This is a genomic window from Streptomyces sp. NBC_00341, from assembly GCF_041435055.1.
In the GTDB taxonomy this organism is placed as follows: Bacteria; Actinomycetota; Actinomycetes; order Streptomycetales; family Streptomycetaceae; genus Streptomyces.
In genome coordinates this window covers 4,617,613-4,630,501 of sequence record NZ_CP108002.1, presented here as the reverse complement: position 1 = coordinate 4,630,501, position 12,889 = coordinate 4,617,613, and the positions used below count along the sequence as shown (strand labels likewise).

The 12,889-nt window shown below is 70.0% G+C and carries 7 protein-coding genes; 1 reads left to right on the top strand and 6 read right to left on the bottom strand.

Translation table 11 applies throughout. The annotated features are described in order from the left end of the window. Nucleotides 1-50: 50 nt before the first annotated feature. The 6 genes from OG892_RS20830 to eccD form a co-directional block, all read right to left on the bottom strand. Nucleotides 51-3,494 (bottom strand): AAWKG family protein, encoded by a 3,444-nt coding sequence (locus tag OG892_RS20830; protein ID WP_328866211.1) that lies wholly within the window; start codon nucleotides 3,492-3,494, stop codon nucleotides 51-53. A gap of 173 nt (nucleotides 3,495-3,667) precedes the next feature. Then, nucleotides 3,668-4,180 carry a type VII secretion system-associated protein gene (locus OG892_RS20825; protein ID WP_073736413.1) on the bottom strand — a complete coding sequence of 171 codons (513 nt, stop codon included), beginning with the start codon at nucleotides 4,178-4,180 and terminating at the stop codon, nucleotides 3,668-3,670. A 165-nt stretch (nucleotides 4,181-4,345) separates the two neighbouring features. Then, nucleotides 4,346-4,675 (bottom strand): WXG100 family type VII secretion target, encoded by a 330-nt coding sequence (locus OG892_RS20820; RefSeq protein ID WP_073736412.1) that lies wholly within the window; start codon nucleotides 4,673-4,675, stop codon nucleotides 4,346-4,348. A gap of 88 nt (nucleotides 4,676-4,763) precedes the next feature. Further along, a complete protein-coding gene (locus OG892_RS20815; protein ID WP_073736411.1) occupies nucleotides 4,764-5,120 on the bottom strand; it encodes a hypothetical protein in 357 nt (118 codons plus the stop codon). Between the two features lie 318 nt (nucleotides 5,121-5,438). Continuing rightward, nucleotides 5,439-6,887 (bottom strand): type VII secretion protein EccB, encoded by a 1,449-nt coding sequence (gene eccB, locus OG892_RS20810; RefSeq protein WP_371629940.1) that lies wholly within the window; start codon nucleotides 6,885-6,887, stop codon nucleotides 5,439-5,441. Between the two features lie 21 nt (nucleotides 6,888-6,908). Continuing rightward, nucleotides 6,909-8,309 (bottom strand): type VII secretion integral membrane protein EccD, encoded by a 1,401-nt coding sequence (gene eccD / locus OG892_RS20805; protein WP_073736409.1) that lies wholly within the window; start codon nucleotides 8,307-8,309, stop codon nucleotides 6,909-6,911. Between the two features lie 555 nt (nucleotides 8,310-8,864). Between eccD and eccCa the strand changes: the two genes are divergently transcribed. Continuing rightward, on the top strand, nucleotides 8,865-12,839 hold the full coding sequence (gene eccCa / locus OG892_RS20800; protein WP_371631664.1) for a type VII secretion protein EccCa: 3,975 nt from the start codon (nucleotides 8,865-8,867) through the stop codon (nucleotides 12,837-12,839). The last annotated feature ends 50 nt before the right edge of the window (nucleotides 12,840-12,889 follow it).

Below are 12,889 nucleotides of genomic sequence, written 5' to 3'. Positions count from 1 at the left end.
CCGAATGCTCCTGTGGATACGTTCGTGACGGGGGCCCGCCCCCGTAACGGTCATCGTCCGATCACCGCGGGCGCGCCGCCCTCGTCCGTGCCCCACACGTCGTCGTCCTCCGGCACCCACGAGTCACGGGCACGCTCACCGCTCTCGGTCTGGGTCGGCGGGGAGGACGCGCCGCCACCGCCACCGGCCACCGGCGGCAGGAAGGGGGTACGGCCCGCCGTGGGACCGCCGGCCGCCACCCGCACCTCGTCGTCCGCGTACCGGCCGCTCCTGGGGGGAAGGCCCCCGCCGGGCCGCGGGCGGCGGTTGTTGACCACCTCGCCGTCGATCACGTTGCGGACGCGCTCACCGGTGTCCGACTGGCCGCCGCCCTTGCCGCCACCCATGCCACCACCCATGCCGCCGCCCATACCGCCGCCGCCCCCGCCGCCCGTCGGCGAGCCGCCCGTGCCGGCGCCCGTCGAGGCGCCCGCGACGCCCGAGCCGTCGGCGGCGGGACCCGGGAACGCACCGTTGTTCAGGAACGGGCGGTTGTGGCCCGGTGTGCCCGCCGCACCGGCGTCCGCCCCGTTGCCGGCCAGGGGCGACTCGTAGGGGTTCTCGTCGAACAGCTCCTCCTCGTAGGAGTGGGCGTCGTACGAGGGGGCCGTGTAGTCGAGCGAGCCGTTGTTGAGGTGGCCGGAGCCGAAGGACGAGCCGGCGTCGTCGACGTATCCGGAGGTCGTCGAGCCGTCCGGGTGGGTGACCGTGGTGGTGCCGGTGTCCGGGTTGATCGTCTGGGTGGAGCCGTCCGGGTAGTCCGTGACCACGTTGCCGCCGGAGTCCAGGTGCGTGGTGCTGCCGCCGGGGTTGGACAGCAGATCACCGGTGTTGAGCGGACCGGAGCTGGTCGAACCGTCGGGGCCCGTCAGGGTCGAGGAGTGGGTGACCGGGTCGATCGTGGTGGTGGAGCCGTCCGGGAATTCGGTGACCACCCGGCCGTTGGAGTCGATGTGCGACTCGCCGCCGCCGGGGATGTCCAGGGCGCCGTCGTTGACGGGGCCGGAGATGTGGGTGGACGACAGATCGGGCAGATCGCCGCCGTTCAGGGCTTCCCGGCGGGTGTTGTCGTACTTGGCCTCCGCCTCGGCCTGCTTCTTCTCCTGCTCCTGCCGGACCTCGTCCTGCTTGGTCTCGGCTTCCTTCTGCCGCTGCTCCTGCTCGGACCGGTACTGCTCCTCCTTGTTCTCCTGCTCCTTGCGGATCTGGTCCTGCTTGGCTTCCTGCTCCTCCTGTTTGGCCTCCTGCTTGGCCTGGGCCTCGGCCTGCTTCTGCTCGGCCTCCTTCTCCTTGGCCTCCTGCTTGGCCTCCTGCTCGGCCTGCTTCTTCTCCTGCTCCGCCTGCTGCTGCTCCTGGCGGTCCTCCTGCTCGGTGCGGATGCGGTCCTGCTTCTTCTCCTGTTCGGCCTGCTTCTGTTCGGCCTCCTTCTCCTTCGCCTCCTGCTTCGCCTCCTGCTCGGCCTCCTTGGCCTCCTGTTTGGCCTCCTGCTCCGCCTGCTTCTGCTCGGCCTCCTTCTCCTTCGCCTCCTGCTCGGCCTTGGCCTGGGCCTCCTTGGCGTCCTGCTCCTTCTTCGCCTTCTCCTGTTCGTCCTTGGCCTGCTTCATCTGGAGAATCTGCATGTTCTCCGAACGGGCCTGGGCCTCGGCCTGCTTGTTCTCCTGCTCCTTGCGGATCTGGTCCTGCTTGGCCTCCTGTTCGGCCTGCTTGGCCTCCTGCTTGGCCTCCTGTTCGGCCTGCTTCTGCTCGGCCTCCTTCTCCTTCGCCTCCTGCTTCGCCTCCTGCTCGGCCTCCTTGGCCTCCTGTTTGGCCTCCTGCTCCGCCTGCTTCTGCTCGGCCTCCTTCTCCTTGGCGTCCTGCTCCGCCTTGGCCGCCTTCTCCTTGGCCTCCTGCTCGGCCTTGGCCGCCGCCTCCTTGGCCTCGGCCTCCTTCTCCTTGCGCTCCTGTTCCTCCTTGGCCGCCTTCTCCTTGGCCTCCTGCTCGGCCTTGGCCTTGGCCTCCTTGGCCTCCTGCTCGGCCTTGTCCTTCAGCCGCTGCGCCTCCGCCTTGGCGGCCTGGTCCTTCTGCCACTGGATGAACGCCGCCTGCTTGGCCGCGGCGTCATCGGCGGCGGCCTTGGCATCGGCCGCGTCCTTCGCCGCCTTCTCCTCCGCGACATCGGCCTTGTCGTCCTTGTAGTCCGACTCCAAGGTGCCGTTGGTGCCCCGGGACTTCACTTCCCCCAGGTCGAACTTGCTGTTGCTCCAGCTGTTGCGCACCTTCTCCATGGCGTCGATCGCGGCCTTGTCGAGCTGGTCGATGACCGTCTGCTGCCACATCTCGACAGCCTTGTTCCCGATGTTCAGCCAGGTCCCGAGCTCCTTGAGCTCACCGAACTTCTGCGGCTGAACGACCATTTCCCCGTCATAGGAAGAGATCTTCTCGATGGCGGCCTCGTTGTCGAAGTTGTCCTCCGCGATGTAGTTCGTGTAGTAGGACTCCCCGGCGGGCTCGATCTCATAAGTGATCTTCGTTATGTTGTGGTCCCACACGTGGTTCATGACCGCGGTGAGCAGCGTGTTCAGCAGGATCAGCGGGTTCCCGTACCGCCATTCCCACTTCATCCACGCGTTGTGCAGATCTGCCACCGCGTCCGCGAAGTCCTTCTTCGCCGCGCGTATCTCATTGCCCTGCTTCGAAGATCCCGTGCCCGAAGTCATGTCCTCGGCATAGTCCGAGTACTGCTTGTTCACCTTGTGGACCAGGTCCCAGAAGACACCTGCGGCCTTGCCCCTCCAGGCATCGTCCTTCTCCTTGCCGACCCTGCTCTGCCACTCCTCCACCAGCTTCTGCTGACTGGCGAAGAACTGGGCGACCCGGTCGAAGGAGCCGGCCACCACGTCGAAGTTGCCGAGGGTGACGGAGTCGGCGTCGTCCACGGGCTTGCCGCCCCAGCTGAAACCGTAGGTGCCGTGCTCCTCGTTGTTGCGCAGTTCCTCCAGCGCCAGTCCGGTGCCGAAGGCGTACTGGGTGAGCGGCGTGGTGTCCCAGGTGGGCTTGCCGTCCATTCCCAGGTGGCCGTCGATATGGCTGGAGAACTGCCCGCCCTCGTAGTACCCCTGGCTCGGGCTCTTTCCGCCGCCGGTGTTGCCGAGCATCGAGATCCGCGCCTTGTACATCGTCACATCGGAGCCCTTACCACCCGAGGAGTGGTAGAAGGGAATGACGAAGTCGGTGTTCTCGATCTTGTAACCGGCGTTGTCCGTCAGCCAGTTCATGTCCTCGGTGTCGACGTAGTCGACATAGCCGACGTCGGATATCTCCACCTTCATCATCGGAATGCCCTCGTTGCCGACCAGGGTGTCGAAGAGGTCACTCCGGGCCGGCGCCTTGTATCCCGTGAAGAAGTGGGCCGCCTCGGCCCACTTGTCGTTGGCACTGGTGAGCTTGTTGGTGATCTTGCTGGAGTCGAGCGCCATGCCAGGATGCCTTTTCGGTCAGGGCGGATGATGAGGAGAACGGGCCGGGCGATTCCGCCCTACGGGGCTGCCCCTGCGGCAGCACGCCGGAATGAACCCGGGCATCACGCGGTCATGACGCCCTCACGGGGAATCCGCGGCGGGCGCGGGCGGGCCGGCGGTGGCGCGCGGACTCAGTCGTCGTCATCGTCGTCCCCGCCGCCGCCCTTCGAGTCGCCGGTGCCTTCGGAGAGAATGTCGTCCACACCCTCGAAGAAGTTGACGAACTTCTTCCCGTCGATCTTCTCCAGGTTGTCGCCCTGGGCCTTGAACATCTCCTCGATGGAGTCCTCCAGGTTGTCCTCGATCTCCTCGAAGAGCTCGACCTGGAACTTGAGGATCTCGTCGATCTGATCCACCATCGCGTTCAGGGACTTGACGAGGTAGCCGCCGTTGGTCCGGCCGTCCTTGTCACCCGCCATCACGCCGATAGCCAGCGGCACCTTCTGCCCGTCGTAGAAGCCGTGCGCCTTCTTCGAGCCGTCGTCCCCGCCCTGGAGATTGGGAATCCCCGGTACCAGCACCCCGTCCGGGGCGTTCCCGTCCTCCCTGATCTTCTTGATCTTGGCGAGGAACGGAACGACGTCCTTGTCGAGAAAGCTCTGCATCCAGGCCTTGTTGAGATTGACTGGCGGTTTGTCGGCCATTGCGCACTACTCCTGTCTTCCTTGGGTTTCCACCGGCTTCGGGGCGTTTCGCGGATTTCCGTGGGGTGTCGGCGCACCGCCCCACGGAAGCGGGCGGCCGGTCGCGTGACGCACACGCGGACGGCCGCCCGAAGAGACACAGGGGGCGTGTCGCCCTATGGCAGGTCAGCTGCCGATGCGCACGCTCTCCCACAGCGAGGTCAGGGACTTCTCGCTGTACTGGTAGCTGTCGGAGACGTCGCCGAGCAGGGCCGAGTTCTCGGCGAGGATGCGCTTCATCTCCTCGACGGCGTGGTTCCAGGCCGCCTGCTTCTCGCCGTACACCGCCTTGTCGTCACCTTCCCAGGTCCGCTGGAGCTCCTGGAGCTCCGCCTCCAGGTTGGTGAGGATGCTGTCGATCGCCTTGGTCTGGTGGACCATGTCGTCGGCGGCGTTCTGCATGTGGGAGTAGTCGACGTAGATCTGGCCGTCGGTGAAGTCAAGCGGGGGGGTCATGGTCGTCCTCGTCTCGCGGCGGTTGCTTCGGGATGGGGGTCGTGCCGAGCCCGGGTGCCGGTCACAACGCCCGGTGCGGGGGCGGTCGTCAGCTGCCTGCGGTGGAGCCCGCCAGCGCGTTGAAGATCTCCTCCGCGCGGCTGTGCGCCTGCTGGATGGACTCGTTCGCCGTGGACTGCTGGATGCCCTGCGCGCGCATCGTCTCCTCCAGCGTCCCGATCATGTCGCGGAGGTTCTTGGAGATGATCTCCGCCTGGCCGTCCCACCGGTCGAGCAGCTTCTGGAACGCGCCACCGTCACTGCCCGCGTATCCGGAGGACAGGTTGTGCTTCATGTTCTCCACGTCCTGCCGGCTGTTCTGGACGCCGCTGAAGGCCATTTCCAGAGCGGTGACGCCATTCTGTGTCGCTGAAGCGAGTGACTGCTGTCCGCTTGTACCTGCCATGTGCCTGTGCCTCCTGGAATATCGCGCCGCCCACCGCCGGACCCGGGCTGCGCGTTGCGTGTACGGACGCGGCCGGCGGACCGGCGTCCGGATCGTGTGGACAAACGGAGCCTAAGGACAGTGCAGTTGACAGCTCAATGGCCTGAGTCACCCTTTTCCCTCCGACCCCGTGTATCAGTTGATTTGGGCGAAGATTTAACGCGCCCGTCAGCTGCACGACGGTACTTCCGCGTTGCGCTCTCTCGTCCTAGGACGTCCGATCGCCGCGTCCCGTTTCGGTGACACGGGCGATTTCTCTCGTGTCAGCCGATGTTCACCTCACTTCCGGTCGCAGGACGCGCTCGTGGTCGCGCTCCGGCCCAGGGCGGCGGCCTCCTTCGTCAGGTCCGGTCCCGTCGGCAGCATCGCCAGCAGCGGCGCGGGCAGTCCGACCGCCTGACCCTCCGCGTAGCCGAGCGATCCGAGGGCGTCGGCCGTCCCCACCCGGTACTTCATCCCGGTGTCCGTCACCAGGTAGACGGTGGTGCCGAGCTCGCTCCCGCTCGCCCCGAGCGCGCGCACCAGGGACCCGCCACCCGGCCGTACGGTGATCGTGCCGACCGGCATGCAGGCCGGGGTGAGCCCCTCGGGGGGCGCCTGCGAGACCGGGCCCAGGGTGTCCGTCCCGGTCAGGGCCACACTGATCCGGGGCCCGCGCTCGCCGGGCTCGACCCGTACGCAGACGGTGCGGTCCCCGCCGAGGGCCACCGCCTCCGGCGGGGCCGGGGGCACCCCCTGGTCCTGTGCCGTCTCGGCGGCGCCCGGGGCCAGATGGCTGCTCAGGACGTCCGCGCCCAGGGCGGTCACCTTCGCCGCGCCGCCCCCGTACACCTTCTCGCGGGTCTCCGGGTCACCGAGTGCGAGCGCGGCGCCGGTCGCGGTGAGGGGGGTCAGGCCCTCCTTGCGCAGCAGGTAGTAACGGTCGGCGGAGCCGGGCACGGTGACCCGGAACAGCTCTCCGAGCCGGGCCTTCCTGCCGCCCAGCACCGGCCCGTCCTGCCCCTTGCCGGGCACGTCCGGCGAACGCAGGTCGGGGCCCGAGGGCAGGGCGTTCAGGAAGGGCGCGGAGACGGGGAGCCGCGGGGTGGAGCCGTAGCCGAGGGCCTCACGGGCACGGCTGTCCTCGTCGAGCCGGAGCTTGCTGCCCCGCCACACCAGATAGCCGGCCTTGTCCGGCCCCGTCACCAGCATCGCCTGGTCGGTGGGGAGCCCGGCGGCGTCGGCCGGCAGGCCCACCGCCACGCTGGTGGCGGCCGAACCCGTCGCACCGCCCGAACAGACCTGCCACGGGCCGGTGTCCAGGTCCGCGCTCGCGGGCAGCGCGTCCGGCGCTCCGCTGATGCCGATGGGTGCCCCGTGCGGCGTACCACTCAGGGAGCCGTTGCCGACCGACATCGCCTTCATGTCCGCGCCCCCGAGCAGCCGCGCGGAGGCGTAGTTGCGCACCGGCCGCAGCCGGCCGTCCAGGTAGAGGTAGCGGGACCCGGTGTCCTTGTTCACGACGAGGGTCCCGGCCGTGCGCCAGGAGTCCTTGGTGCCGGGCTTGAGCAGACCGAGGACGAAGGACCCCGCCGTCAGCAGGACGGCGATCACGATCCCGATCACCATCCCCCGGTTGGTGCGGCCCTGGGGACTCTCCGGGGCGTCCGGGTCCGCGCGCAGCATGCCCGAGGTCAGCCGGCCCATGACGAACAAGTGCGCCTGGACCTGATCGCGTTTGGACTGCATCGCAGCGTGTGTCCCTTCCGGTCAGCCGTTGATGGAGCGCAGGGTGCTGTACACACCGAGCACCCACAGCGCGAGCGGCAGCATGCTGATCGCAAGGGCCGACTGCAGCAGTTCGCCCGCACGGCCCCAGTACGGCACGAGCCGGCGCCCGGGGACGGTCCAGGCGGCGATGGCGACGGCCGCCGTGGCGGCGAGCATCCCCGCGGCCGTCACCAGCCGGTTGCCGGGTGAGGCGGCCGGGGCGGCGACCACCACCAGCAGGATCAGCCCGCCCACACCCGGGACCACCAGTGACATGCGCTGCCAGATGTTGCCCAGCCCCCTGGCGTGCAGGATGAGCAGGAGGGCCAGAGCCACCGTCATGATGATCTCGGCGAGTTCGCGCTCCCGGCCCAGTACGAAGATGCATCCGGCGGCGACGACGCCCACCGCCCCGTACAGCGAGGTCATCCAGCCGTCGGCCAGGACGGCGCGGGCCGCGACCACGGACGTGGCGTGCGGCTCGATGCCCTCCTGCAACTGCTGGGCGTTGGTGGGCAGGGGTGGCATCCGCATCCCGGACATCCGGAACGCCAGCGAGGGGACGAACGCGCCGAGGATCACCGCCACGACGGCGACGATCCCGGCGGCGTGCACGGGCGCCAGGTCCGTGGTGATGAGCAGGACGGCGACGAGTGCCGCGAACACAGAGGCGACCGCGACGCCCACGAAGACCGCGGCGAACGCGGCCACGACGGCGAGCGCGAGCACCGCCCCGCCCGCCGCGGCGGCGCCGGCGGCGAGCAGCCGCGCGCCCAGCGTCTCGTACGCGTGCGGCCCGCTGAGCTCGCCGCCCGGCAGCAGCCAGCCGGCCAGCGCCAGGTACGGCGCCACCATGAAGCCCAGCGCGGCTCCGGCGCCGGCGTCCCCGACCGCCCGGCTCGCCGAGCCCGCGCCCGCGAGCAGCAGCAGGCCGGCCGCGGTGGCGAACACGGCCCGGACCGGGGCGGATCCGCCGGGCCACGCGATCACGACCATGCCGCCGATGAGCAGCGCGACCGCGAGGCCGAGCAGCACCCACCGGCTGACCTTGGGGGTCCAGCCGTAGGGCTGGTCCCGCATCGTGGTGGCGATGCCGTCGACCAGGTCGTCGAGGTGCACCTCGGGCAGGGCTTCGGTGCGCGGTCTGAGATAGAGGGTGTCGCCGTCGCGCAGACCGTACGAGTCGAGGGTGCGTTCCTCGTCCAGTGGTTCACCGCCGAGCCGCTGGAGGACCCAGCCGCCGTGGTCGATACCGGCTTCCTCCAGGTCGTCGCCGGCATAGCCGAGCACCGCCGGCAGCAGGTCCGACACGGGGACGTCGGCGGGCACGGCGAGATCGATGGTCCTGGCCGGGGCTCGTACCGTCAGACGGCACAGTTCGGCCACCTGATTGTCACTCATCGGGATGGCTCACGCTTCTCCGGTTCACTGCTGAGTACGGGCAGGGGAACGCGGGCTGACGCACCGCCGGACATCACACTCGCTGGACGCGTTCCAAAGCCGCGGGACAGGGCCGGTTGTTGGGGGGCGGCGGAATGATCGTAGTATCAGCCGCCTGTTGTGGACGATGTCGCCCGCGACCCGCGGGACAGAAGCCGGTGTGACCGCCGGCGCACCGCACGGGTGCCGCGCGAGCCGGCGTGACCGCATGGCACGAGAGGCCGCGTGGCGACCTCGCCACGTGACACGGAGGGCGGCCTGATACGGATGGTGCCGTGGCACGCGACGTGGCGTGGCACCGGTCTGCCGCACGGCGCACGTATGACGTAGCAGGACTGTGACACGGCGGGGCCGGGTTGTGGCGAGGCTGTGACATCGCGCGACGGCGGCACAACGGTCCGGGCGGTACGGCGCCGGTCGTGTCCCGGCCCGGCACCCACGGGCGGCGCCCCGGCGACGTCGACGACGTCCCGCCCGCTCTCCACCCTTGCCCCGTAAGGAGAAGGTTCCTTGAGTGTGGTCCTGTTCCGCCGCCCGGCCCGACGCCGGGGCCCGGAGATGCCCGACGGGGAGCTGAATCTCCAGGAACCGCCGGTCCTCCCCGAGACGGTGCCCGACACCTCCGCCGTGTGGACGTATCTCCCCATGGCGATGATGTCGGTTTCCATGATGTTCATGTTCATGCGGCCTGGTATGACCCGGGGCAGCGGCGGATTCATCTACATCGCCCTGGGCATGATGGTGCTCGGCGCCGCCGCGATGTTCATCGGCCAGTTCATGCGCAAGGCCGGCGAACGCAAGCAGAAGCTGAAGGGCGAGCGCCGGGACTACCTGCGCTACCTCACCCAGATCCGGCGCAAGGTGCGCGGCGCCATCGTGGACCAGCAGCGGGCCCTGGCCTGGCGCCACCCCGAACCAGCCGCCCTGTGGTCGATGGTGGGCACCACCCGGCTGTGGGAACGCCGCCCGCAGGACGAGGACTTCGGCGAGGTCCGGCTGGCGGTCGGCGAGCAGAAGCTGGGCCTGAAGCTGACCCCGAACTCGACCAACCCCGTCGAGGACCTGGAACCGCTCAGCGCGCACGCCCTGCGCAGCTTCATCCGTGCCTACGCGACGGTGCCCGAGCAGCCCATCGCCGTCTACCTGCGGGCCTGGGCCCGGGTGCTGTTCCGGGGCGACGAGGAGCGGACCCGGTCCGTGGTCCGTTCCCTGATCGCGCAGTTGGCCACCTTCCACTCGCCGGACGACGTGTGGATCGCGCTGTGCGTCTCCGACGAGCGGCGCCCGGACTGGGAGTGGGCGAAGTGGCTCCCGCACAGCCTCCACCCGCACGACACCGACGGGGCGGGCCCGACCCGGATGACCGTCTCCGCCCTGGGGGAGCTGGAGCACCTGCTCGGCGCCGAGTTCATGGAGCGGCCCCAGTTCGACCCGGACGCCGTACCCGGGCGCGAGGAGCCGTTCACCGTGATCGTCGTGGACGGGGGCACCGTCCCGGCCGGCCACCGCGTGGACGGAGCCGGCTTCCGCAACACCGTCGTACTGGACCTGAGCGGGGCGCTCACCTGGCGGCCCGGCCGGAGCACCCTGCGCTTCGAGATCTCCGAGGACGACCTGGGGCTGGTACGCACCGACCGCGAGCGCAAGGAGCAGACCACCCGGCTCGGCCGGCCCGACAGCTTCGGGCTGAGGGGCTCCGCGTCACTCGCGCGTCGTCTCGCCCCGTACCGCATGGGCCTGGGCACCGCCTCCGACTCGTCGGAACCACTGTCCGCGAACGTCGAACTGACCACCCTGCTGGGCATTCCCGACCTGCACCGCCACGAACCGGACACCCTGTGGCAGCAGCACACCGGACCCTCCCGGCTGAAGGTGCCGATCGCGGTCGGCGCGGACGGCGAGCCGGTCGAGCTGGACATCAAGGAGTCCGCCCAGGGCGGCACCGGACCGCACGGCATGCTGATCGGCGCCACCGGATCCGGCAAGAGCGAACTGCTGCGCACCCTCGTCCTCTCGCTCGCCCTGACGAACTCCTCCGAGACGCTCAACTTCGTCCTCGTGGACTTCAAGGGCGGTGCCACCTTCCTCGGTCTGGACGAACTCCCCCACACCTCCGCCGTCATCACCAACCTGGCCGGTGAGGTCGCCCTCGTCTCCCGGATGCAGGACGCCCTGCACGGCGAGCTGATGCGCCGCCAGGAGCTGCTGCGCTCTGCGGGCAACTACAGCTCTGCGCTCGACTACGAGAAGGCCCGCGCCTCCGGCGTACCGCTGGAACCGCTGCCCAGCCTGTTCGTCGTCGTCGACGAGTTCAGCGAGCTGCTGGCCGCGCACCGGGAGTTCATGGAGCTGTTCGTGATGATCGGCCGCCTCGGCCGGTCCCTCGGAGTGCACCTGCTGCTCGCCTCCCAGCGCCTGGACGAGGGCCGGATGCACCAGCTGGAGAGCCATCTGTCGTACCGGATCGGTCTGCGCACCTTCTCCGCCATGGAGAGCCGCGGCGTCCTCGGTGTGCCGGATGCCTACCAGCTGCCGCCGCAGCCCGGCAGCGGCTTCCTGAAGTCGGGCGTGGAGGCGCTGACCCGCTTCCGCGCCGCGTACGTCTCCGGCTCGTACCAGCAGCGGCGGGGCACCGCCAACCAGGCGCGGGTGGCCAGCCAGACCGTCCCGTGGACCAACAGTTACGTCGTGCCGCGCCAGCTGCCGGACACCCCGGAGCCCGAGCCGTCCGGCGAGCAGGAGGAGACCACCGACACCCTGCTGTCCGTCGCCGTGGAGCGGCTGCTGACCGCCGGGCCGCCGGCCCACCAGGTGTGGCTGCCGCCGCTGGACCTCCCCGCGACCCTCGACCAGGTGCTGCCGCCGCTCACCCCGGACCCCGAACTCGGCCTGACGAGCGCCGGCTCGCCGAACCGGGGCCGGCTCACCATCCCCATCGGCGTCATCGACCGCCCCTTCGACCAGCTCCGCGACCTGCTGACCGTCGACCTCTCGGGTGCGGGCGGGCACATCGCCGTCGCGGGCGGTCCGCAGAGCGGCAAGAGCACGATGGTGCGCACGATCATGGCCGCGCTGGCGCTCACCCACACCCCCCGCGAGGTCCAGTTCTACTGCCTCGACTTCGGCGGTGGCGCGCTCGCCGGTCTCGCCGGACTGCCGCACGTCAGCGGGGTCGCGGCGCGTCTGGACACCGAGCGGGTCGGCCGTACGATCGCCGAGGTCACCACGCTGCTGGCGGAGCGCGAACGGTTCTTCCTGGACAACGGCATCGACTCCATGGCGAACTTCCGGCGCCGCCGGGCCGCGGGGGAGTTCCCCGAGCACCTGCACGGCGACGTGTTCCTCGTGATCGACGGCTGGTCGACGGTGCGCCAGGACTTCGACCGGTACATCCAGACCTTCGGCTCCATCGCCGCGCGAGGTCTCAACTACGGCATCCACCTGATCGTCACCACCGCGCGCTGGGTGGAGCTGACCTCATCCATCCGGGACCAGGCCGCGACCCACCTGGAGCTCCGGATGGGTGACCCCATGGACTCCGAGATCGACATGCGGCGCGCCGCGACCGTGCCCCGGCTGCCGGGCCGCGGCCTGACCCGGGACGCCAAGCTGCACTACCTCACCGCGCTGCCGCGGATCGACGGCGTGGAGTCGGCGGACGACCTGTCCGACGGTGTGGCCGCTCTGGTGGCGGCGGTCCGGGAGAGCTGGCAGGGCCCCCCGGCCCCGCCGGTCCGGATGCTGCCCACCAGGCTCCCGCTGTCCGAACTCCCGGCGCCCAAGGGCGACTTCAAGATGCCCATCGGCCTGGAGGAGGAGCGGCTGTCCACGGTGTGGCACGACTTCTCCGAGACCCCGCACATGATCGTGGTCGGCGACACGGAGAGCGGCAAGACCAACATGCTGCGGCTCACGGCCAAGGCCATCATGGACCGCTACAGCCCGGCCGAGGCGCGGATCATGGTCGTGGACTACCGCCGTGAGCTGGTGGAGGCGATCCCGGACGACTACCGCCTGGGCCACGCGGTGTCGATGGACGCCCTGAAGGAGCTGATCGCGGGCGCCGCGCGGGCGGTCGCGGCCCGCGTGCCGGGTCCGGAGATCACGCCGGCCAGGATGCGCAAGTGCGACTGGTGGGACGGGCCGCGGCTGTTCATCCTGGTGGACGACTACGACATGCTGGGCACCAGCGCCATGAACGCGCCCTTCGACCCGCTGCTGAACCACCTCGCCCTCGGCTACGAGGTCGGCCTGCACCTGATCGTCTCCCGCTCCGCCGCCGGGGCGGGCCGGGGCCTGGGCGAAGCGATGCTGCGCCGCATGCAGGAGGTCAACACCCCGACGCTGCTGCTGTCGTGCCCCCCGTCGGAGGGCTTCATCATGGGCAGCGTCAAGGGCCGCAACCTGCCGCCGGGCCGGGGTACGCGGGTGACGCGCCGCAAGCAGATCCAGGTGCAGACGGCGGTGCTGGAGGACGACGGCGCGGCGTAGGCCCTGACGGGGCGGCGGGGCGGCGGGGCGGCGGGGCGGCGGGGCGGGCG